Origin of the sequence: Polynucleobacter sp. KF022, assembly GCF_027924105.1 — a bacterium.
Taxonomy (GTDB): Bacteria; Pseudomonadota; Gammaproteobacteria; order Burkholderiales; family Burkholderiaceae; genus Polynucleobacter.
The window spans coordinates 1,308,695-1,329,053 of sequence record NZ_AP026972.1 but is presented as its reverse complement, the minus strand read 5'-3'; the positions used below and the strand labels follow the sequence as shown (position 1 = coordinate 1,329,053).

Annotated in this window: 23 protein-coding genes and 1 pseudogene; 17 read left to right on the top strand and 7 right to left on the bottom strand. The window is 44.7% G+C overall.

From position 1 onward, the window contains the following. Window positions 1-13: 13 nt before the first annotated feature. The 4 genes from PKF022_RS06885 to PKF022_RS06870 are packed head-to-tail and all read left to right on the top strand — an operon-like array spanning window position 14 to window position 2,585. Window positions 14-277, top strand: coding sequence for a TIGR03643 family protein (locus PKF022_RS06885; protein ID WP_281776344.1), 264 nt, complete (start codon window positions 14-16; stop codon window positions 275-277). Continuing rightward, complete coding sequence (locus PKF022_RS06880; RefSeq protein ID WP_281776343.1) at window positions 274-1,809, top strand: cryptochrome/photolyase family protein; 1,536 nt, start codon at window positions 274-276, stop codon at window positions 1,807-1,809. The genes PKF022_RS06885 and PKF022_RS06880 overlap by 4 nt, the downstream gene beginning before the upstream one ends. A gap of 5 nt (window positions 1,810-1,814) precedes the next feature. Beyond that, window positions 1,815-1,970, top strand: a complete 156-nt coding sequence (locus PKF022_RS06875; RefSeq protein ID WP_281776342.1) for a DUF2256 domain-containing protein — start codon at window positions 1,815-1,817, stop codon at window positions 1,968-1,970. A 12-nt stretch (window positions 1,971-1,982) separates the two neighbouring features. Further along, window positions 1,983-2,585 carry a glutathione S-transferase gene (locus tag PKF022_RS06870; RefSeq protein WP_281776341.1) on the top strand — a complete coding sequence of 201 codons (603 nt, stop codon included), beginning with the start codon at window positions 1,983-1,985 and terminating at the stop codon, window positions 2,583-2,585. Window positions 2,586-2,602: 17 nt separating this feature from the next. Here PKF022_RS06870 and PKF022_RS06865 read toward each other — a convergent pair whose 3' ends face one another. From PKF022_RS06865 to PKF022_RS06855, 3 genes are read right to left on the bottom strand one after another with little or no spacing between them, the layout of a single operon-like run. Further along, complete coding sequence (locus PKF022_RS06865; RefSeq protein WP_281776340.1) at window positions 2,603-3,445, bottom strand: DUF6671 family protein; 843 nt, start codon at window positions 3,443-3,445, stop codon at window positions 2,603-2,605. 29 nt (window positions 3,446-3,474) lie between these two features. After that, on the bottom strand, window positions 3,475-4,443 hold the full coding sequence (locus tag PKF022_RS06860) for a sodium-dependent bicarbonate transport family permease (RefSeq protein ID WP_281776339.1): 969 nt from the start codon (window positions 4,441-4,443) through the stop codon (window positions 3,475-3,477). Between the two features lie 20 nt (window positions 4,444-4,463). Further along, the gene (locus PKF022_RS06855; RefSeq protein ID WP_281776338.1) at window positions 4,464-5,342 is read right to left on the bottom strand and encodes a LysR family transcriptional regulator; all 879 of its coding nucleotides are present in this window, start codon (window positions 5,340-5,342) and stop codon (window positions 4,464-4,466) included. Between the two features lie 134 nt (window positions 5,343-5,476). Between PKF022_RS06855 and PKF022_RS06850 the strand changes: the two are divergent. The 7 genes and pseudogenes from PKF022_RS06850 to PKF022_RS06820 all read left to right on the top strand — a co-directional run. Continuing rightward, a pseudogene (locus tag PKF022_RS06850) lies at window positions 5,477-6,046 on the top strand (TerC family protein); the annotation flags it as partial. Continuing rightward, complete coding sequence (locus PKF022_RS06845) at window positions 6,020-6,733, top strand: universal stress protein (protein ID WP_348773182.1); 714 nt, start codon at window positions 6,020-6,022, stop codon at window positions 6,731-6,733. The pseudogene PKF022_RS06850 and the gene PKF022_RS06845, both read left to right, overlap by 27 nt. Before the next feature lie 158 nt (window positions 6,734-6,891). Continuing rightward, window positions 6,892-7,224, top strand: a complete 333-nt coding sequence (locus tag PKF022_RS06840) for a hypothetical protein (RefSeq protein WP_281776337.1) — start codon at window positions 6,892-6,894, stop codon at window positions 7,222-7,224. Window positions 7,225-7,518: 294 nt separating this feature from the next. Further along, complete coding sequence (locus tag PKF022_RS06835; protein ID WP_281776336.1) at window positions 7,519-8,784, top strand: TolC family protein; 1,266 nt, start codon at window positions 7,519-7,521, stop codon at window positions 8,782-8,784. After that, window positions 8,781-10,127: an efflux RND transporter periplasmic adaptor subunit gene (locus PKF022_RS06830; protein ID WP_281776335.1), complete on the top strand. Its 1,347-nt coding sequence runs from the start codon at window positions 8,781-8,783 to the stop codon at window positions 10,125-10,127. Before PKF022_RS06835 ends, PKF022_RS06830 begins: the two co-directional genes overlap by 4 nt. 4 nt (window positions 10,128-10,131) lie before the next feature. Continuing rightward, window positions 10,132-13,227 carry a CusA/CzcA family heavy metal efflux RND transporter gene (locus PKF022_RS06825; RefSeq protein WP_281776334.1) on the top strand — a complete coding sequence of 1,032 codons (3,096 nt, stop codon included), beginning with the start codon at window positions 10,132-10,134 and terminating at the stop codon, window positions 13,225-13,227. Continuing rightward, window positions 13,224-13,547, top strand: a complete 324-nt coding sequence (locus PKF022_RS06820) for a P-II family nitrogen regulator (RefSeq protein ID WP_216230638.1) — start codon at window positions 13,224-13,226, stop codon at window positions 13,545-13,547. The genes PKF022_RS06825 and PKF022_RS06820 overlap by 4 nt, the downstream gene beginning before the upstream one ends. Window positions 13,548-13,573: 26 nt before the next feature. Here PKF022_RS06820 and PKF022_RS06815 read toward each other — a convergent pair whose 3' ends face one another. The 4 genes from PKF022_RS06815 to PKF022_RS06800 all read right to left on the bottom strand — a co-directional run bounded on the left by PKF022_RS06815 (window position 13,574) and on the right by PKF022_RS06800 (window position 15,948). Then, on the bottom strand, window positions 13,574-14,110 hold the full coding sequence (locus tag PKF022_RS06815) for an isochorismatase family protein (RefSeq protein WP_281776333.1): 537 nt from the start codon (window positions 14,108-14,110) through the stop codon (window positions 13,574-13,576). Window positions 14,111-14,221: 111 nt separating this feature from the next. After that, window positions 14,222-14,647, bottom strand: coding sequence for a universal stress protein (locus PKF022_RS06810; protein ID WP_281776332.1), 426 nt, complete (start codon window positions 14,645-14,647; stop codon window positions 14,222-14,224). 78 nt (window positions 14,648-14,725) lie between these two features. Beyond that, on the bottom strand, window positions 14,726-14,962 hold the full coding sequence (locus tag PKF022_RS06805) for a hypothetical protein (protein WP_281776331.1): 237 nt from the start codon (window positions 14,960-14,962) through the stop codon (window positions 14,726-14,728). An 83-nt stretch (window positions 14,963-15,045) separates the two neighbouring features. Further along, a complete protein-coding gene (locus PKF022_RS06800; RefSeq protein WP_281776330.1) occupies window positions 15,046-15,948 on the bottom strand; it encodes a LysR family transcriptional regulator in 903 nt (300 codons plus the stop codon). A 112-nt stretch (window positions 15,949-16,060) separates the two neighbouring features. On the opposite strand from PKF022_RS06800, the gene PKF022_RS06795 reads away from it, so the two are divergent. From PKF022_RS06795 to PKF022_RS06770, 6 genes are all read left to right on the top strand, one after another. Continuing rightward, window positions 16,061-17,254 (top strand): CaiB/BaiF CoA-transferase family protein, encoded by a 1,194-nt coding sequence (locus tag PKF022_RS06795; protein ID WP_281776329.1) that lies wholly within the window; start codon window positions 16,061-16,063, stop codon window positions 17,252-17,254. A gap of 72 nt (window positions 17,255-17,326) precedes the next feature. Further along, complete coding sequence (locus tag PKF022_RS06790; protein ID WP_281776328.1) at window positions 17,327-18,262, top strand: hydroxymethylglutaryl-CoA lyase; 936 nt, start codon at window positions 17,327-17,329, stop codon at window positions 18,260-18,262. 14 nt (window positions 18,263-18,276) lie between these two features. Then, the gene (locus tag PKF022_RS06785) at window positions 18,277-18,669 is read left to right on the top strand and encodes a VOC family protein (RefSeq protein WP_281776327.1); all 393 of its coding nucleotides are present in this window, start codon (window positions 18,277-18,279) and stop codon (window positions 18,667-18,669) included. A gap of 31 nt (window positions 18,670-18,700) precedes the next feature. Beyond that, window positions 18,701-18,886, top strand: a complete 186-nt coding sequence (locus tag PKF022_RS06780) for a hypothetical protein (protein ID WP_281776326.1) — start codon at window positions 18,701-18,703, stop codon at window positions 18,884-18,886. Between the two features lie 75 nt (window positions 18,887-18,961). Further along, window positions 18,962-19,831, top strand: coding sequence for an NAD(P)-dependent oxidoreductase (locus PKF022_RS06775; RefSeq protein ID WP_255532673.1), 870 nt, complete (start codon window positions 18,962-18,964; stop codon window positions 19,829-19,831). Window positions 19,832-19,958: 127 nt separating this feature from the next. Then, window positions 19,959-20,357 carry a DUF1924 domain-containing protein gene (locus PKF022_RS06770; protein WP_281776325.1) on the top strand — a complete coding sequence of 133 codons (399 nt, stop codon included), beginning with the start codon at window positions 19,959-19,961 and terminating at the stop codon, window positions 20,355-20,357. The last annotated feature ends 2 nt before the right edge of the window (window positions 20,358-20,359 follow it).

The window sequence follows — 20,359 nt, the reverse complement described above, 5'->3', positions numbered from 1 at the left end:
TTAAACTTGCTGAGTGTCAAAATCCGTAACCCTCTCCGAACCTGATTTATCTCGCCTCATAGAAATGGCCTGGGAGGATCGCACCCCATTTGACGCTATTGAGAAAAGCTTTGGCCTTGGTGAGCCCCAAGTGATTGCCATTATGCGCAGAGAGCTCAAGCGAAGCTCATTTGAGCTCTGGCGCAAAAGAGTGACTGGGCGAGCAACCAAACATAGCGCTTTGCGCAGTGAAGATGTCACGCGAGCTTATTGCCCAACGCAATATAAAAGTAAATGAAGCATCCTAAGCGCCTCATTTTGATCTTGGGTGATCAGCTTGATTTGCAGAGCTCTGCCCTGAGGGATCTCGATTCACAAGCAGATCAAATCATCATGATCGAGTCGGCTAACGAGGCGCAGTATGTTTGGTCGCATAAAGCCAAAATTGCCTTATTTCTATCTGCAATGCGTCACTTTGCAGTTGAGCTAGAAAAGCAGGGCTATCCACTTACTTATATTAAAAGTTCCCCGCTGCCAATTGTTGAGGTCCTGAGAGAGCAAATCCTAAAAAATAAAGTGAAGTGCTTGGTTTGTATTGAGCCCGGCGAATGGCGTCTCAAGCAGGAGCTTGAGGCATTAGCTAAAGAACTTGGCATTGAATTAGAAATGCGGGAGGATGAGCATTTTTATTGTTCCCGCCAAGAGTTTGTAGAGTGGGCAGCAAATAAAAAAGAGTTCAGGCTGGAGTATTTCTATCGCCTGATGCGTAAGCGGCACAATATATTGGTGGACCGAGAGGGTAATCCTGATGGCGGGCAGTGGAACTTTGATCAAGATAACCGGAAGCCCTATCCAAAAAAGGGTCCGGGCATTATTGATGCTCCAGCATCATTTGCAGTTGATGCCATTACGCAAGAAGTGCTGGACTGGGTTCAAAAGACTTACCCAGATCATCCAGGATCCCTGGAGTCATTTCATTGGCCCGTGACGAGGGAGCAAGCGGTTCAGGCCCTGGAATATTTTGTGGAATACCGCTTAAGAAACTTCGGCGTTTATCAAGATGCAATGTGGACAGATACGCCATTTGGATGGCACTCTATTTTATCGAGTGCATTAAATCTCAAGTTGCTTAATCCTCGTGAAGTAGTAGATGCAGTTCTGCTTGCTTGGAGAAAGTATTCCCTAGACCTCTCGACGATTGAAGGCTTTATTCGTCAGATACTTGGCTGGCGTGAATTCGTGCGCGGTATGTATTACCTAGATATGCCAAAGATGGCACAAGATAACTTCTATCAGCATGAGCGTTCACTACCAAAGTGGTACTGGACCGGGCGGACACAAATGGCTTGCATGAAAGATGCGATTGGCCAAACCCTGCAATACGGCTATGCGCACCATATTCAGCGTTTAATGGTGACGGGCAACTTCGCGCTTTTGGCAGAAATTCTCCCGCAGGAAGTATGTGAGTGGTATTTAGCAATTTATGTCGATGCGATCGAATGGGTTGAGCTTCCCAATACAGCAGGCATGGCTTTGTTTGCTAATGGGGGTCGATTTACAAGCAAGCCGTATATAGCCAGTGGTGCCTATATCAAGCGCATGAGTAACTATTGCGGCTCCTGTAAATATAAGCCTGAGGTACGCTATGGAGAAGAGGCATGCCCAATCACCACTTTATATTGGAATTTTTTGATCAAGCATCGAGATCAGTTTGAGGCTAGCCCAAGGACGCGGCTAATGACAGCTAATCTGAAACGAATTAGTGATGAAGATCAAAAAGAAATTACGCTCCATGCTCAGAAAATATTAAACCAGCTTAATGACCTTTAAAAGCGATGACTAAGACATCATTCAAAGGAAATAAAAGTTTCCTCCCAAGCAAAGTTTGTGTTGTATGCAAAAAAGAGATGACCTGGAGAAAGTCTTGGGCAAAAAACTGGCAATCAGTAAAGTATTGTTCAGATGCCTGTAGAAATAAAAAAATTTCATAGGAACATCATTTAATGATTTTGTATTCCTATCGCAGATGCCCTTATGCAATGCGTGCTCGCATGACCTTAAAGTACGCGAACATTGAGTTTGAACACCGTGAAATTGAGTTGCGCAATAAGCCTCAATCCATGTTGCTGGTGTCTCCCAAGGGTACGGTGCCAGTTCTTTGTATGGGTGATGAGGTTCTGGATCAAAGTGTCGATATTATGCGATGGGCTATCGATCAATCTGACCCTGCTGGATGGGGAAATGTTGATGATGCTATTGCACAAGCTTGGATTGAAAAAAATGATGGGCCGTTTAAAGCTCTACTTGATCAATATAAGTATCCTAATCGCTTTCCAGAGCTAAACCAAGAAGCGGCTTTAGAACAGGCACTGCAAATTATGCTACTGCCCATGGAGCAATCCTTGCAAGCGACTGAATACTTGCTGGGCGATCAGATGACTTGGGTAGATATCGCGATCTTTCCCTTTGTGAGACAGTTTTCCATGGTGGATGTAAATCAATTTGAGCAATTGCCGATACCAGCCACTAAAAGATGGTTGGCTCAACATCTTGAATCTGAATTATTTAACTCGGTTATGCACAAGCACCCAGTCTGGCGGGATTAGCTTGACTTAAGAAGGGTCTAAGGATTGCAGTGCTTGCATTTTGAGGGGTCTGCAAACTTCAGAACTTTCATTCCCTCAGTTTCTTGATAGCCACATTTAAGGCAGCTCCAGATTTTGGCTATTTCTTCATCTGTTGCTAGTCCACAGGCGTTACATGGAAGCCCCCGTTTCACATCTGTGATCCAAAATCCGGGTGTACTGCATTCGGGACAGGCTGAATTCATTTTGTTTGCTAAATCAATCGCAGCTTTGCGTATGTTTTCCATGCGGGTTGGATTGGCAAACGCACGTAAATCATTTTCTACATACACAATACCCTTTGAAGACAGACCTTTCGCCCATTCAAAGGCATCTTTCAGCTCTGCTAAATCTTGAATCCCTTTTCTAGATTGGGGGTGATATTCATCGGTTGGCTTTACTACTAAATAATGCGAAGGAAAGAGTGCAGAGTCAGCAAATTTTGTGAGCTCTTCCCAGTGGCTTATATAGCCATTCTCATTTTGTGCTGGACCACTAGAAAAACCAGTAATTTCTAACTGGTGCTGCTGATCTACTAAAACTATCAATTCATTATTCCAGGGCATGATGCCAGCATAGGGATCATTAACAAACGCGCCTTCATTCGCCAAGCCTAAGTCCAGCTTCAGTAACTCCATTCCGATAGCGGCCTTTTTTCTAGCGGCATCAAGCTGCGAGCCGTATCGAGGAGTTTCTTGTGTAAAGGTGCCCAATAAATCAGTGTCATATGCGTCTGTTTGTATTACAAAACAAGAGGCTTGAGCACCGAGTACCTCAGCAATCACTTTTTCTTTGCCATGCTTCGTTAAAAGACTAACTGACCGTTTAGAAAAGATGCCCATAGCTTATCTCGGTTGCCTATAGAGAGCTTTTATAGCAATTGGGTGGCAATCAGGGTGTAAAGCGGAATGCCTAAAATAATATTGAACGGGAAAGTAATCCCCAAGGACATTCCCATATAGAGGGCAGGGTTCACTTCAGGTAAGGCATGACGTAAAACCGCTGGTACCGCAATATATGATGCGCTAGATGCCAGCACCATCAGCAATATAGTGTTGCCTAGCGGGAGTCCAATTAATTTGCAGAGCGCAAGCGCTAATAGGGCATGTGATAGTGGTGAGCCAATTGCGTAGAGTAAAGTAATTGGTGGCTTACCTCTTAAGCCCTTGAAGTTTCTGGCAGCCATGAGTCCCATGTCTAACAAAAAGAAAGCCAGCATCCCCTTAAAGAGATCAATTGAAAAAGGCGCCATTAACTTTTGCCCTGAGTCTCCACTCACCAGGGCCACTACCATTGATCCCAGTAGTAGTAATTGGGCTCCATCGGTGAAAGACTCATGCAGTATTTTAGATATACCGGTAGCCTCGTTTTTTATGCTCGAGCCTGTTGACATGGCTGCCCTGGCTTTATTGGCAAGGACAATGGCCAAAATAATGGCAGGGGACTCCATGAGCGCCATCGCTGCTGCCATATGACCACCATAAGCAATATTGAACTGATCTAAATATTGTGTAGCGGTAATAAAGGTAACGGCGCTTACCGAACCATAAGTGGCGGCAATTGCAGCAGCATCAAATGCGCTAAGCTTTCTTCTTAAAATCCAGTAGCCAATGATAGGGATGATGACGGCAAGAAATACTGCCAAGCCTAATGAGAAGGCGATCTCAGCGGTAAATCCGGACTTATGAAGTGCAAAGCCGCCTTTCAGTCCCAGAGCCATTAACAAATAAAGCGATAAAAACCGAGAAATCTGCGGAGGAATTTCGAGGTTAGACTTTACGGATCCTGCAAATACACCAAAGATAAAAAATAGGATCGCAGGGTCTAGAAAATTAGTCATGGTTAATGAATCTATTGGTTTTATTGCTTAATGATGGCCTGAACAAGAGGGTGCTGAATTTTCTTTTCTGAGCGAATGGCATAAAAGTATTCATATATGTCATCACAACTACCCAGGAGTTCAATGCCGTAGGTATCCTTAAGCTCTTTCTCAATTAACTTGCCCGCAGGAAAGACGCCTAGCCCACTAGCTGCAAAGGTCTTGAGTAGGGCACTATCCTCAAACTCTCCCACAATATTAGGAAGGATGTCATGCTTTTTTAGCCACTGATCAATGAGTGGACGTACCGTGGAGTGTGCTGTAGGTAACAGAACGGGCAGATCTTTTAAGCAATCAGGAAAATTCGCTTTTGCCTTCTTGGAGAGTTGCTTAGGGGCATACCAAGCAATAACACTTTTTGTTAACTCTTCACTGTAGACGTTGAGATTTTTATTATTTGGCGCAGGACGGTCGGCCAAGACGATATCTAATCGATGTAATGCAAGGTCAGCCAACAAATCATCAAATTCACCTTCATGAGCAATCAATTGAACATCTTTGTGTTTCAAGATAGGTTCTAGCATCTGTCTGGTAACAAATTTGGGAAGGCCATCAGAAACACCAACAGTAATTTTGGTTCTAGGGGATTTAGCTGCATCACGAACTGCTTCAGGTAGCTTCTCTCCGATAGAGAAAATTTGATCGGCAATTTCTAGGGCTGCAAACCCGGATTCTGTGAGGGCAATCCCTCGCCCAGCAGGTTTAAATAGCATGTAGCCCAGTGATTTCTCTAATTCATGCACTTGGGCGCTAATAGTTTGAATAGCCATATCCAGGCGCTCTGCCGCTTTAGACATGCTGCCCTCTTTGGCGACCACCCAGAAGTAGTAGAGGTGACGGTAATTATAGGTATTGGCCATATTCAGTTTTTTCCGAAATTACTATCAATATATATCTGCTTTTAGCTAAATACAAATAAGCCTACATTAACCCCATGGTTAGTCATGGCATTTCATGTGCTGCTTATTTAATTTAAACAAATAGAGGTATTCAATTGGAACTATTTAGCCCTGAGTTTTTTTCGGCACTACTAGCAATTGTGGTGATTGATTTGGTATTGGCTGGCGATAACGCGATCGTCATTGCGATGGCCGCCAGAAATTTGCCAGCCCATTTACAAAAGAAAGCGATTGTCTGGGGAGCGGTTGGCGCAATTGCAGTGAGAAGCGCAATGACGCTGGTAGTAGTGTATCTACTAAAGATACCTGGCTTGATGTTGATTGGTGGCCTGCTCCTGGTGTGGATTGCTTACAAGCTTCTAACCCCTGCAAAAGATGAAGATGGCGGTCATAACAATGCCTCTACTAGTTTTTGGGGTGCAATGAAGACCATTGTGATTGCTGATGCAGTTATGGGTCTAGATAACGTTTTGGCTGTGGCTGGCGCTTCTCACGGTAGCTATGTATTGGTAGTACTAGGCCTGCTCATTAGTATTCCAATCGTAATTTGGGGTTCAACACAAATTCTGAAGTTGGTTGAACGCTATCCATCGATTACTTATATAGGTGCTGGCGTATTGGCATGGACTGCGGCAAAGATGATGATCTCAGAGCCAATGGTTAAGGAAATGCAGTTATTCCAAAACTCTGCATTTGGGTATGCCGTCCAAGCCCTTGTGATATTTGGTGTTTTGTTTGGTGGTTTCATGAAGAGTAGGTTGGCGCTGGAGGAGACAATTGCGCCAGCTGTAGTTGATACAGAAGTATCCGATAAGCAGTCCAATAACGTAGGAGGTGAAGTAATGAATAAAGTTCTCATCCCGGTTGATGATTCGAATAATGCTTTGATAGCCTTAAAACATGCGGTGAACATGTATGGCAACGATCGTCAAACGCAGTTTCATATCTGCAATGTGCAGCCTACTCTGTACACGCACATACGTAAGTTTTTGAGTAAGCAAACAATCAATGAGTGGCAAGCAGATCGCGCTAAAACTGCGGCGAAGTCAGCAGCCGAATTTCTGGAAAAAGCAGGCGTGAATTTCTCCTTTACTTATGTGACTGGCGATAAGGGAGAGGCTTTACGAGATGAAGCGCAGCGCTTAGATTGCAATCGTATTGTGATTGGAACCTCTAAGAAAAATACGCTCAGCCGCTTATTTGAAAACTCGACGACAGCAAAATTACTGGAAATCAGTGATATTCCTGTTGAGGTAGTGACTGGCAAGTCTTTATCTACGCTCGAGCGTTGGGGCATCCCTGCCTTAGGGGCGGGTGCAGCAACTGCCTTAATGGCAGCTGTGATTGATTAGTTTTACAACCTGCGGTTCTCTTTATGCCCTCTACCCGAGGGCATTTTTTTAGGCTAATACTCAGTAAATAACAGAATTAAAATCAATTAATATCTGCTTTATTAAGACTAAAGATCGCCTTATATTGAATCTATGTTGTTCAACTAAGGAGACGAGACATGAATGTCATATTGGAAGCAAAAGAACAAATCGAGCCAGAATTTAAAACCTTCACTGAAAATCGCGTGAAATTTTCTCTCAAGCGACTCTTTTGGTTAGTGCGAAAAATTAAAGTGAAGTATTCCTCTGTAGCCCAGGCAAAAACTGGCTGCAATCAAAACTGCATTATTGAGTTGCAAACTTTTGATAATCGCCAGATTGAAGTCAGCATTACCGCAAGAGATCGAAGAACAGCGCTAGAGATGGGCTTAAAGAAGGTTTATAAGCACATGCAAAAAGCGCTTCATAAGGCTCAAAAATATGGTCGCCTCTCTAACCATGTGTATGCGTGAGTACGAACAGAGTGTTATTGCTAACTGTGATCTAATAAGATGAATAAACGGGGAGTAGCCTGCCCAGCAATGGGTCTCACATATCGTCATTACGGCCTTCAAGCCCGGTATGTGAGTAATTTTTAAGGCAAGACCATTTACTATTTTCTAAATGGCTAAATATTGACTTTCCATCTCAAAATCTTTCGTTCCGGCATTGTTTTGCCCTCTTGCGCCCCAAATTGGGGACATTTCCTTGCTCTTCCACATGGGTGGTTGGATAATTTGCGTTTAGATTCTTTGCAAGTTGGGCGTATGACGCGGTACCGATGGTTAGCGATTGCTTTTGTTAGCACCATGATGGTTGCAAATGTCAGCGCACAATCTAAAAAGTCATTCACTATGAATGACTTGATTTCCATCTCTTTAGAGTCCAGTCCTCAAGTCTTGGCTGCGCGAGATCAGTCCAGGGCAATTAAAGGACAGCTATCTACTGCAAGAGCCATCCCAAACCCAGAGTTTGAGATCAGCACTGGTCAGCAAAGATCCGCTACTGGACCTTTGACAGTAGGCAGCGTGTCTTCATGGGCGGTTACTCAGCCATTGGATATGCCCTACACCCGCTTCCCTCGAGTGAATGCAGCGGAGGCAAATTTACGTGCAGCCGAGGCAACACGTGTTGCATTTGAGGTTGAGACGATTTCCAGAGTTCAACAGCGCTTTTATGAATTAATGCGCCGTGAAGCAGAGCAAAAAGCTGCAGAAGAAGATATGAGTCTCACGAAGCAGATTCGGGATCGTATGCAAATTCGGTATGACGTTGGTGAGACAGCGCGCTTTGAATTAATTCGGGTGCAAACCGAATTTCTCAACGCACAAATTACAGCGGAGTCTAGTAAGTTGAGGGTAGAGCAGGCTCGTAGTCAATTACGCCAAGCAGTGGGTCATCAGTTACCTGCAGATTACACGGTGATAGCAGAGCAACCAAAGCCTGAGGTGTTGCCTTCACTAACACAGTTATTGAATGAGGTTCAAAGCCAGAGTCCTGAACTGCAAAAAGCAAAAGCAGAAGTAGAGGCTTCCGAGTCTAAGCTGAGCTTTGAAAAAAATTCTCGCTTACCTCGTTTAGCTTTCAAAGCCTCTCAATACAACGACCCAAACTTCACTGATCGTCTCTATGGTTTGCAAGTAAGTATTCCGATTTGGGACTTCAAAGGTGGACAGATTGCTGAGGCAGAAGCGAATGCTTCCAAAGCTAAAAACCAATTGAATGCGCAAAGCCAAACCTTAGATCAGCAAATGGAAACGGCTTACAAGCTGTACCAAATGACTAGCTATCAAGTAAAAGTTTTAAGTCAGGAAGTAGTGCAGTTGGCAGGCAGTGCGCAAAGGATTGCTGAGGTGTCTTATCGCTATGGCGAGCGCGGCATGTTGGAGTATTTAGATGCCCAAAGAACCTTTCGGGCAGCACGAAATGATTTGATTAAGGCACGTTTTGATTTAGCTTCTGTAGTCACTGAGATTCAAAGATTAAGAGCAAGTCCTGAGTGGCTTGCGAAGATAGAAAGTGGAATGCAATGAACCAAGAGTTAGCGGTGATTCTGAAAAAGATCAAGGTCTGGAAAACCTTTTTGGTCCGAAAGATTAAATTCCACTCAAAGGAATTGTTCGGCCAAGTTATTCAGACCCAAAACCAGCTATATGCTCAGGCCCATCAATGGCTTGGCGAGCATGTGCCTGCTATTACTGGTCGCTATGACAAATCCCCATCATGGTTTAAAAATGGGTTGTTTTATCTGCCTTGGTTCTGTGCGTTCACCATTGTTCTAAATTACTTCAACGTATTTGATAGAAGTCCTGCCATTAAATCTGTGCAAGATCCCAATGTGGTTATCGTCAATGAAGATTTACATAAGATGATTACGGACGGCAAAGCTCAGGTATCTCCGTTTGTTGAGGAGTTACGCGCCTCAGGCCGAATTGATTTTAATGAGCTTTATCTTTCTCGAATTGGCGCTAACGTTACTGGCCGAGTTTCAGAGATTCTGGCCGTACCTGGTCAGATCGTGAAGCAGGGCGATATCTTGGCAAAAATTACCTCTACTGAGTTGACTCAGTCCCAACTTTCGTATTTGAAAGCGAAGAGCGCCAGTCAGCTGGCTGATCAAGCTGCCAATCGTGCAAAAATTCTTTACAAAGAGGACGTGATTGCTCTGGCAGAACTGCAAAGGCGTGAAGCTGAGGCAAGTAGCGCAAAAGCAGAGTTCCGTGCCGCCAATGATCAATTACGAGTGCAGGGCATGGATCAAACTAGCATCGATCGACTTGCTAAATCCGGTGTGATTGAATCTATTAATAATGTGATTGCCACAATTCCTGGAGAAATCGTAGAGCGCAAGATTAATAAAGGTCAGGTAGTGCAACCTGCTGACGCCTTATTTACTGTTGCTGATCTCAGCTCGCTCTGGGCAATCTCTGAGGTGCCAGAAAGTAATTCATATTTAATCCGTAAGGGTCAAAAAGCTTCAGTCATTATTCCAGCACTGCGCAATCAAGATATTGAAGGCGTGGTCGCTCATGTGGATTCGATTGTTAATCCACAAACCCGTACTGTGGTGGTACGGATGGAGCTGGCAAATAAAGAAGGGCAAATTAAACCTGGCATGTTGGCAACCATGTTGATTGAGAGTCAGCCGGTGGATAAATTAGTAGTACCTTTGGGCGCCATTGTTCGCGAAGATAATCATGATCACGTTTTCGTGAGACTGGATGACGATACTTATCGCATGGTGCCCGTTAAGCTTGGTCCAGAAGGCAAGGGCTATCGCCCTGTGATTTCAGGGCTCAAAGAAGGTCAAGAAATTGCCATTACAGGCGCCTATCACTTAAACACAGAGCGTAAGCGTCAGCTGAGTGGCGGATAAATAAATGATTGAAAGAATCGTTCGCCTCTCGTTACAGCAACGCTTATTGGTAGTCATTATTGCCATCGTATTACTCGTTGCTGGACTATTAGCCACCAAACGATTGTCCGTTGATGCATTTCCGGATGTCACCAATGTACAGGTTCAGGTGGCTGCTGAGGCGCCTGGAAAATCTCCAGAAGAAGTAGAGCGCTTTGTCACAATTCCAGTTGAATTAGCGATGACTGGTTTGCCAGGTTTAACAGAAATGCGTTCTTTAAACCGCAATGGCCTCTCTGTTATTACTTTGGTATTTACAGAAAAAACCGATATTTACTTTGCCCGTCAATTAGTAACAGAGCGACTGATTGAAGTGGCCTCCAAAATGCCGGTTGGGATTACGCCTGTATTGGCGCCGCCATCCACTGGTCTGGGTGAGGTTTATCAGTACACTTTAGATCACCCATCAGATCGTCATCGTGAGTTATCGGTGGATGAGCTTTCTGATCGGCGTGCTGTACAAGATTGGATTGTGCGTCCGATGCTCCGCTCTATTCCTGGGGTGGCTGAAATTAATACACAAGGTGGTTATGCCAGGGAATATCAAGTATTAGTGAATCCTGAGCGCTTACGCCATTATCAGATTAGTTTGCATGAGGTTTATCAAGCGCTTGCAAGAAATAACGCTAACTCTGGTGGTGGTCAGTTACCAACATATGCAGAGCGTTACCTCATTCGTGGTTTAGGTCTGATTACTAAGCCAGAAGATATTGGCAAGATTATTCTGAAAGAAGTGAAAGGTATTCCGGTATACGTGAGGAACGTGGCCGAAGTTACTATTGGCAGCGAGATTCGTCAGGGTGCCGCCATTAAGAATGGTTATACCGAAAGCGTTGCCGGCATTATCCAGATGATTCGTGGCGGTAATGCACGAGATGTAGTGAACCGCATCAAGCTCAAGGTTGAAGAAATTAACGAAGGTAAGCTGTTGCCGGATGGCTTGCAGATTGTGCCTTTTTACGACCGAACCGATTTAGTGAACGCCGCCATGTTTAACGTGGCAAAAGTGCTGGTTGAAGGTGTCATTCTGGTCATTATTTTGCTTTTCCTCTTCTTAGGGGATGTGCGCTCATCACTGATTGTGGTTGCCACACTATTACTAACGCCACTACTCACATTCTTGGTGATGAATCGCTATGGTATTTCAGCAAACTTGATGTCTTTGGGCGGTCTTGCCATCGCGATTGGCATTATGGTGGACGGCTCTGTCGTGGTTGTAGAGAACACGTTTGCCAAATTAGGTGAACGTCTCAAAGGTGGTGAATCCAAAAACAGGATCATCTTGGAAGCGGCATCTGAAGTTGGTAAACCAGTGCTCTTTGGTGTTGGCATCATTATTTTGGTCTTTATGCCGCTGCTCTCGCTTGAGGGTATGGAAGGCAAGATGTTTGCACCGATGGCGATTACGATTGCGATTGCCTTAACCATCTCTTTGATTCTGTCGTTCACACTGTCGCCAGTCCTGTGCTCCTATATTTTAAAGGGTGGTGGCGAGGACGATACGAAGATCGTCAAAAAAATGCGCGCACCATATGAGCGCTGGTTGCATTGGTGTTTGGCAAATCCTAAATTAGTAGTCAAACGCGCCATCATTGCGCTAGGTATTAGCATGGTTGGATTTGTAATGCTTGGTAAAGCATTTATTCCAGTGATGCAAGAAGGCTCCATTACCCCAGTGATTGTCCGTGCGCCGAATATTTCTTTGGACGAGTCTATTAAATTAGAGTTTGAGGCAATTAAACGCATCATGACCATACCTGGTGTAGAGATGGCGGTATCTCGACTGGGTAAAGGTGAATCGCCTGCAGATCCGGGCCAGCCAAATGAATCAGACCCAATCGTGACACTCAAACCTTTGGGTGACCGTGATCTGAGTCAGGAAGAAATTGCACAACAAATTCGTGAAAAACTCAAAACTTTACCCGGAATTGAGTTAGCAATTTCTCAGCCGATTGCGGCCAGGGTGGATGAGATGGTATCTGGTGTGCGATCACAGGTAGCAGTCAAAATCTTTGGTGATGAGCTGCCTGTCTTGCAAAAGCTGGGCTCGCAAATTGGTCAAATCTTGACCAAGATGAAAGGTAGTAACGATTTACGTATTGAGCAAGCCTCTGGTCAAAACTATCTCAACATCAAAATTGATCGTGATGCGATTGCACGCTATGGCATTAATGTTTCAGATGTGAATGAAGTGATTGAAACGGCAATTGGCGGTAAGCAGGCCAGCACTATTTACGAGGGAGAGCGTCGCTTCCCCTTGGTACTGCGCTATCCGAGTTCCTATAGAAATAATATAGATTCAATCGAAAATATTATTTTGCATTCACCTGACGGGGCGCAGGTATTGATGCGAGACTTAGCTGAAGTGACCTTGGTAGAGGGTCCGGCCCAAATCTCTCGCGAGTCCGGTAGACGTCGCCTTGTAGTGGGTGTGAACGTAGAGGGTCGTGACTTGGGTGGCTTTGTAAAAGAGGCTCAAGAGTTAATCGCAAAGAATGTGGAATTGCCCCAGGGTTATACCTTGCAATGGGGTGGTCAGTTTGAAAATATGCAAAGAGCGATGGCACGCCTCATGATCATCATTCCTTTGACGGTCTTGGCAATATTCTTCTTATTATTTATGTTGTTTAAGTCGATACGTTTGGCGGGCCTCATTATTTTGGTACTACCATTTGCATCGATTGGTGGTGTTTTTGGTTTGTTTATTACAGGCGAGTATTTATCAGTTCCGGCGGCGGTAGGATTTATTAATTTATGGGGCATCGCCGTGCTTAATGGCGTAGTCTTGATCTCCTTTATTAAGCAGCTGCGTGAAGACGGATACAGCATGGAAGATGCTTTGCTTCATGGTTGCGGTCATCGCTTTAGACCAGTCATGATGACGGCTTCAGTAGCAATGCTTGCGCTGGTTCCTATGCTGTTTTCTGGAGGCCCTGGTTCAGAGGTGACTCGACCCTTGGCGGCCGTGGTAATTGCGGGTTTAATTACCTCAACAGCCTTGACCTTATTGGTATTGCCTGTCCTGTATAGATGGTTTGAAGATAAAGAGGTGGAAGCATGATGGAAGTCAAGGCGGTGATTCGCCCAAATAAATTACCTGCTCTCAGAACGGCTCTCATGGAGACTCCTGGGTTTCCGGGGATGACAGTTACTAAGGTAGAGGGCTGTAGCGCGCCTTCAAAAACCAGTAAGGCGAATATCAAAGATGAGTTAACTGACTACTCAGCAAAAGTGAGAGTAGAGATTATTTGCAATGATGAAGCTGCTGAAGTGCTTATGGATCGTATCGTCACGGTATGTCAGACGGGCCAAGTGGGTGATGGTGTCGTGTGGTGCACTCCAGTACCAAAAGCATTCTTTATTGCTAAGTCAACTGGCTAAATCGACCGACTTAATCAAATCTAAGCTTACGATTTAATAATCTCTAATGCTTTTTTAAATGATTCATTAGAGGCGCTTCCTAGCCATTCAAAAGCCAGCATCTCAACCGTAAGAAGAGAAGCTCCGGCTGAGCCAAGTCGATGCAGAGCAATATCTCGATCAAGAGAACGACGTGAGCCAATTGCATCAACCAAAATCGAAACCTTAAAGTTCTGCCGCAAGAGTTCTAGAGCAGTTTGCATGACGCATACGTGAGTCTCGCATCCCGCCAAAATCAGTTGCTCTCTATTTTTGGATAGCGCATTGATTAGTCCGTCTTGGCAAGCATCAAAATGCTCTTTCGCTACTGTCGTTTCGCAATATTGGGTAATTGCATCAACGTTGTGACCCAGGCTTTGGGGGCTTTGTTCAGTGCCAATGATGGGGATGTCTAATAGCTTGGCGATCTGAGCGATCCTGATGCATTGTTTGAGAACATCTTCCCTTTGATGAATAGCAGGCATTAATCGACTTTGTAAGTCAATGAAAACAAGCGTTGAACGGGTTGGGGAGATTTTCACCATCTGCTATGTGCGTAGAGTTTCTTGAGGGGCTAACGCTGTAGATGAATGGTGCGGTCAGTACAGTTGGTCGCCGCTGGCGACCAACTAAAATAGACATTCAACAAGCAGAAATTACTTTACTAATAAAACAGGCTGCTTTGCTGAGCTAGAAACACGCTGAGCAACTGAACCAACCAGAACATCCAAAATACCACTGCGACCTTTAACACCCATCACAATCATATCTACTTTGTCTTTATTAGCCAGGGTAATGATTTCTGATGAGATCTGACCGCGTTTAATAGCCATATTGTGTTTAACCCCAGCTGCATCCAATACTTTTTGCGCTGGTTTTAATTCTTTTTCGCTTACTTCGCGTAGGTAGTCATCAACTACGTTTTTGGCTACGAATTGTTTAACGTGGCCAAGACCAATGTCATCGTGAACGCTGACCAGAGTCACAGTTACAGAGCTGCGAGAGTTCTTGGCCATTTTGGCAACATATTTAGCGGCATTCAATGAGGATTTAGAGCCATCCACAGGAAGTAGTACTTTCATTTTTACCCTTTCTTTATTTAAATTACTTTTGTTCAGTTTAAGTCAAATAGGTCTAGTCAACAATGATTGTGGGCTGTTTTATGGCCTGTATGGCCGAACAATCGATTCAAGGCCAAAAGCATCTTTCTTTTCTTCCAATTCTTCAATTTGCTTACGAAGTTTGGTGACTTCCTTGCAACTTAATTTTCTGAGTTTTTTAGAGTCAATACCATAGGTATCTATAAGGCGCCTTCGGCGAGCGCTACAGATCTGAAATCGAACAATCCAGAACAAAGCAAATAATGCTGGAGAAAGTAGTAGAAATAAAATGGTCATAAGTTCATCTTATGCCTATTTAATGGCAGCGTCCTGAAAATAAGCGCTTGATAAATTCACTCAAGCATTTACAAGGAACTCTATTACCCCAGCAGGTGATGGCTGAGTAGTTTGGTTGCCGGGGAATGGTTAATTCCCGCCTTGGTTGCTACCAATAAGTTGCGTTTTGCCCATGCATCTTCTAATTGAACAGTCTTCAAGCCCATGGCTTTGATTTGAGCAGCGCATGCCTGAATAGGTAACACACCAATCCCTAGATTGACAGCAATCATCTGGCACATCGCATCGTAGCTACGAACCTGGATACGTAAACTCATTTGCTTGCCTAATTTCTCGGCGCTACGTGAAGTGAGTTCAAGAAGTGAGCTACCTCGATTAAGCCCTACAAAATCATATGCAAGACATTCTTCAAATGAAATACTTTTTCTTTTGCTTAAAGGATGATCCTTGCTGCAGGCAATCACCAGCTGATCTTTGCCCATGATGTGAGTTTCTAATCCGGTGGTGATGGGGCCTTCAGCAAATACACCGATATCCGCAATGCCATCCATCAGGGCTCTTACGATATCTCCGCTGAGTTGCTCTTCCACTTCAACCTGTATTTCTGGATAGTCTTTTAAAAAGCTTGCTAATGCTGATGGCAGAAACTCCGTTAAGGCGGACATATTGGCCCAAAGTCTTACATGACCCTTAACGCCTTTAGAGTATTCACTCAATTCATTGCTGAGTTGTTCAAAACCCTGAAACAAGCGCAAAGCATGTTGCATTACGGCGTGGCCTGCATGCGTCAGAGTGACGCCTTTGACGGATCGATCCAGAAGCGCCATGCCGACAGTTTCCTCAAACTCAGATATCCGTCTGCTGGCTGCTGACAGGGCTAGGTTGCACTCATTTGCGCCCTTAGTAATGCTGCCGGACTGGACGATGGCGCAGAAGAGCTTGAGGGTAACAAAGTCAACTCTGGCGGGGTTTAGCGGCGATTTCATGTGGTAATTCTACCCATACCTTCGCAAAATGAGAAGGTTAGACCTCAAAATAGCAATTTTCAGCTCTATTGAAGAAGGGTAACTTTCTATAAAACCGATTTGAGGGGAAGTAATGGAGCCGTTAGCAAAGTTAAAGGTGGTTGAAATGGGGCAGCTAATTGCTGGGCCATTTGCCGCTAAAACATTGGCTGATTTTGGGGCTGATGTCATTAAGATCGAGCCACCTAAAGTTGGAGATGCATTGCGTAAGTGGCGACTATTAAAAGATGGCACATCTGTTTGGTGGCAAGTGCAGTCACGTAATAAACGTTCCCTCTCTTTGGACTTAAGGCAAATAGAAGCGCAGGACATCGTCAGAACTTTAGTTAAAGAAGCGGATGTATTAATTGAAAACTTTCGTCCTGGAACATTAGAAGGTTGGGGTCTTGATCCGGAAAAATTACTTGAGCTCAATCCGAAGTTGATTGTTCTTCGTATTAGTGGTTACGGACAAACTGGTCCTTATAAAGATAAACCGGGCTTTGGTGTGGTAGCAGAAGCCATGGGTGGCTTACGTCATCTCACTGCTGAGCCTGGCAGGGTGCCAGTTCGTGTAGGTATCAGTATTGGCGATACCTTGGCCTCTTTGCATGGCGTGATTGGTATTTTGTTGGCGCTGCAAGAGCGACACATTAGTGGCAAAGGTCAAATTATTGATATCGCTTTATATGAGGCGGTATTTAACTGCATGGAGAGTCTCCTGCCTGAGTACAGTGCGTTTGGTGAAGTTCGACAAGCAGCAGGCAGTGCCTTGCCAGGCATAGCTCCAACCAACGCCTATCAGTGCGCAGACGGCGGCTACGTATTGGTTGCTGGGAACGGCGATAGTATTTTCAAACGCTTGATGACTGTGATTGGCCGCGATGATTTGGGCAATGATCCGCAATTAGAGAATAACGATGGTCGCGTGAAGCGAGTGGCTGAGTTGGATCATGCAATTGGTGAATGGACTAAAACAGTAAGCACTGCGCAGGCATTAGAGGCTCTCGATGCAGTGGCTGTGCCGGCGGGGCGGATTTATACCGTTGCTGATATCGCTAGCGATCCACATTACAAAGCCAGGGAGAATATTCAGACTATTCAGATGCAAGATGGATCTAAGCTTGATGTGCCTGGAGTTATTCCCAAGCTATCTCGCACACCAGGCTCTATTAAGACACTTGCTCCGGATATCGGTCAGAACACTGATGAGATCTTAAAGAGTATCGGTCTAACCAACGATCAAGTCGCTTCTTTAAAAGAGCGCGGCATTGCATTTACGAAATAAAAGAATAAAAAACAAAGTAAAAAGCAAAAACCAAAATGCAAAATGAAGAAATAGATAAGCAAAGCGAAAAATATGACCAGAATTTATTTTAATGACGTAGTAACCAGGGATGGCTTTCAGATTGAGCCTCACTTTATTCCGACTGATGACAAAGTGAAGTTAGTCAATGAGCTCAGTGATTGTGGTTTTGCCAAAATTGAAGTGACCTCATTTACTTCTCCCAAGGCAATCCCTATGCTGCGTGACGCTGAAGAGGTGATGGGTCGTATTAAACGAGTACCGGGAGTCGAGTACACCGTGCTAGTTCCTAATTTAAGAGGCGCAGAACGCGCCTTTGAATCTAAAGCCGATGAATTCAATCTTGTGATGTCTACATCTGAGACGCATAACTTGGCCAATCTCAGAATGGGAAGAGAAAAAAGCTTTGCGGGACTCGCAGAAGTCATTCAATATGTTGATGGCAGAACGCCTATTAATGTTTCGCTATCAACTTGCTTTGGATGCCCCATGGAGGGCGAAGTTCCTCAAACAGTAGTTGAGCAATTTGCACAACGCTTTGCTGATCTGGGCGTGAGAGGGCTAACCATTTGCGATACAACGGGGATGGCCAATCCTGATCAAGTTAAAAAGATGAGTGATGTATTGCAAAAACGTTTTCCTAATTTGCAGCTGACCTTGCATTTCCATAACACCAGAGGCATGGGCTTAGCCAATGTTCTAGCTGCAGTGCAATCTGGCATTGTGCGCTTTGATGGTTCCTTGGGCGGTCTTGGTGGCTGCCCATATGCGCCGGGAGCAAGTGGCAATATCTCTAGTGAAGACGCCATTCATATGCTTGATGCAATGGGGTATGACACTGGCATGAACATTCCTAAGTTGTTACAGCTCGCAAAAGAGTTACCAAAGATTGTCGGGCACGAGGTTCCTGGCCAAGTGGCTAAGGCAGGTAGTACTTACACATTGCATCCAGAGCCAAGTTACGTAGATGAATTACGCCGTGCTCAATAAATAGGGGATAGATCATGATTGACCATTTAGATCACTTAGTGCTCACCACTGCCAAGGAAGCAGAGTGCGTAGACTTTTATACCCGAGTCATGGGTATGAAATTGGAATCTTTTGTTGGCGGCACACCACCAGTAGAGCGCAAGGCATTTAAGTTCGGAAATCAAAAAATCAACTTGCACATTAAGGGTAAAGAGTTTGAGCCTAAGGCCGATATTCCGACGCCCGGAGCATTGGATCTTTGTTTTATTGCTGATCGCCCATTGGTAAAGGTGATTGAACAACTCACAGCCGAAGCTTGGCCCATTATTGAAGGCCCAGTAATACGCACTGGTGCAACCCAAAAGATTAACTCGGTGTATGTGCGAGACCCAGATCAAAACCTGATTGAAATTTCTGAGTTAATCTAATTGCGTATAAATCAATATTGCATACTGAGTTATGGCCAATCATTCTGAAAGAGACTCTAAAGATGGGGAAGAGCTCCAAAAGGAGAGTTCTGTGCCGGAAACCTCAAAAAAAGCAGATGAGGCTCAAGTGAGCTCTTACGACTCCCGAAAGAAAAATCTCAGTAAACGTGAAATCATGGAAGAGCTATCACGCGCTCGATTCCCTTGGGACGAATAAACACGAATTCCCAGTAGAACAATATAATTAGCAGGTATAGAAATTACCTAAAAATACTACTAAGGGATGACATCAATGAGTAATAAGTTAAGAGTGGGCTTTATTGGCCTTGGCATCATGGGTCAAAGCATGGCGGGGCATATATTGGCTGCTGGTCACCCTTTAAATGTATTTAATCGCTCAAAAGCTAAGACTGATGGTTTGGTGGCTAAGGGTGCCAAGTGGTTTGACACCATTGGTGATCTTGCAGCTGAGTCTGATGTCATCATCACGATGGTGGGTTACCCATCTGATGTTGAAGAGGTGTACTTCGGGGCTGGCAATATTTTGGATCGTGCCAAGAATGCCTATCTCATTGACATGACAACTTCTAGCCCATCCTTGGCTAAGAAGATTGCCGATGAAGCGGAAAAGCGTGGTTGCCATAGTTTGGATGCGCCTGTATCTGGTGGTGACATCGGCGCACGCAATGCCAAGCTCTCCATCATGGTGGGTGGCAAGCAGGCTGACTTTGATGCAGTACTCCCGATTCTAAAAATCATGGGTGCCAATGTGGTCTTGCAGGGTGGCCCTGGTGCTGGACAACATACCAAGATGTGTAACCAGATCGTGATTGCTGGAACTATCATGGGTGTAGGCGAAGGTCTGGGTTACGCTAAATCAGTAGGCCTTAATCCTGAAACAGTGATGGAGTCAATTGGTGGCGGTGCTGCATCTGGCTTTCAGTTACTCAATCTGGGCGCGAAGATGATTGTTGGGGACTATGCTCCAGGTTTTTATGTAGAACACTTCTTAAAAGATTTAGGTATCGCATTAGAAGAGGCTGACAAAGTGAAATTAGAATTGCCTGCCTTAGCCTTAGCGAAGAAGCTCTACGATGAATTGGTTGCTAAAGGTTGCTCACGTGATGGTACGCAAGTGATCTATACACGCTACATCAAGTAAGTTAGATTGAGCACTACCCAGTTGTTTGATAAAGCCACCTTCGGGTGGCTTTTTACTGAGCCCTGCTAAACCCGAGTAATTTCCTGATGTATTAAGGTTGGTTATCTCAAGAGCGCATACTTGAGGGATGAGAACAGAATTAACGGTATTAAGATTTTTAACAGTAGCTTTAACTTTGGGTTTGAGCGGACTAGTACAGGCAGCTACTCCGCAGGAGCTTTTAAAGAACTATGAGGCGCAATCTGGCAAAGCTTCCCCAGCCAGAGGTGAGCAGTTTTTCAATTCTAAGCATGGCAAAGAGTGGAGCTGTGCTTCCTGCCATGACAATCCACCGAATCACGACACTAAGCACATTGTGACTGGCAAGGTCATTAAGCCTTTGTCCCCCAATGCTAATGCAGCGCGATTTACTGACGAAGCGAAAGCGGATAAGTGGTTTAAGCGGAACTGTAATGATGTCCTGGGGCGTGACTGCACTGCTCAAGAAAAAGCAGATGTCCTTGCCTGGCTAATGACGGTTAAGTGAGA

Coding starts and splice junctions, on each gene's coding strand:
- PKF022_RS06875 (WP_281776342.1), top strand. CDS start 1,815: ATGACTAAGACATCATTCAAAGGAAATAAAAGTTTCCTCCCAAGCAAA.
- PKF022_RS06870 (WP_281776341.1), top strand. CDS start 1,983: ATGATTTTGTATTCCTATCGCAGATGCCCTTATGCAATGCGTGCTCGC.
- PKF022_RS06815 (WP_281776333.1), bottom strand. CDS start 14,110: ATGGTGAAAATCTCCCCAACCCGTTCAACGCTTGTTTTCATTGACTTA.
- PKF022_RS06835 (WP_281776336.1), top strand. CDS start 7,519: ATGACGCGGTACCGATGGTTAGCGATTGCTTTTGTTAGCACCATGATG.
- PKF022_RS06830 (WP_281776335.1), top strand. CDS start 8,781: ATGAACCAAGAGTTAGCGGTGATTCTGAAAAAGATCAAGGTCTGGAAA.
- PKF022_RS06840 (WP_281776337.1), top strand. CDS start 6,892: ATGAATGTCATATTGGAAGCAAAAGAACAAATCGAGCCAGAATTTAAA.
- PKF022_RS06855 (WP_281776338.1), bottom strand. CDS start 5,342: ATGGCCAATACCTATAATTACCGTCACCTCTACTACTTCTGGGTGGTC.
- PKF022_RS06775 (WP_255532673.1), top strand. CDS start 18,962: ATGAGTAATAAGTTAAGAGTGGGCTTTATTGGCCTTGGCATCATGGGT.
- PKF022_RS06780 (WP_281776326.1), top strand. CDS start 18,701: ATGGCCAATCATTCTGAAAGAGACTCTAAAGATGGGGAAGAGCTCCAA.
- PKF022_RS06770 (WP_281776325.1), top strand. CDS start 19,959: ATGAGAACAGAATTAACGGTATTAAGATTTTTAACAGTAGCTTTAACT.
- PKF022_RS06785 (WP_281776327.1), top strand. CDS start 18,277: ATGATTGACCATTTAGATCACTTAGTGCTCACCACTGCCAAGGAAGCA.
- PKF022_RS06880 (WP_281776343.1), top strand. CDS start 274: ATGAAGCATCCTAAGCGCCTCATTTTGATCTTGGGTGATCAGCTTGAT.
- PKF022_RS06805 (WP_281776331.1), bottom strand. CDS start 14,962: ATGACCATTTTATTTCTACTACTTTCTCCAGCATTATTTGCTTTGTTC.
- PKF022_RS06810 (WP_281776332.1), bottom strand. CDS start 14,647: ATGAAAGTACTACTTCCTGTGGATGGCTCTAAATCCTCATTGAATGCC.
- PKF022_RS06790 (WP_281776328.1), top strand. CDS start 17,327: ATGACCAGAATTTATTTTAATGACGTAGTAACCAGGGATGGCTTTCAG.
- PKF022_RS06795 (WP_281776329.1), top strand. CDS start 16,061: ATGGAGCCGTTAGCAAAGTTAAAGGTGGTTGAAATGGGGCAGCTAATT.
- PKF022_RS06865 (WP_281776340.1), bottom strand. CDS start 3,445: ATGGGCATCTTTTCTAAACGGTCAGTTAGTCTTTTAACGAAGCATGGC.
- PKF022_RS06800 (WP_281776330.1), bottom strand. CDS start 15,948: ATGAAATCGCCGCTAAACCCCGCCAGAGTTGACTTTGTTACCCTCAAG.
- PKF022_RS06860 (WP_281776339.1), bottom strand. CDS start 4,443: ATGACTAATTTTCTAGACCCTGCGATCCTATTTTTTATCTTTGGTGTA.
- PKF022_RS06845 (WP_348773182.1), top strand. CDS start 6,020: ATGATGATCTCAGAGCCAATGGTTAAGGAAATGCAGTTATTCCAAAAC.
- PKF022_RS06825 (WP_281776334.1), top strand. CDS start 10,132: ATGATTGAAAGAATCGTTCGCCTCTCGTTACAGCAACGCTTATTGGTA.
- PKF022_RS06820 (WP_216230638.1), top strand. CDS start 13,224: ATGATGGAAGTCAAGGCGGTGATTCGCCCAAATAAATTACCTGCTCTC.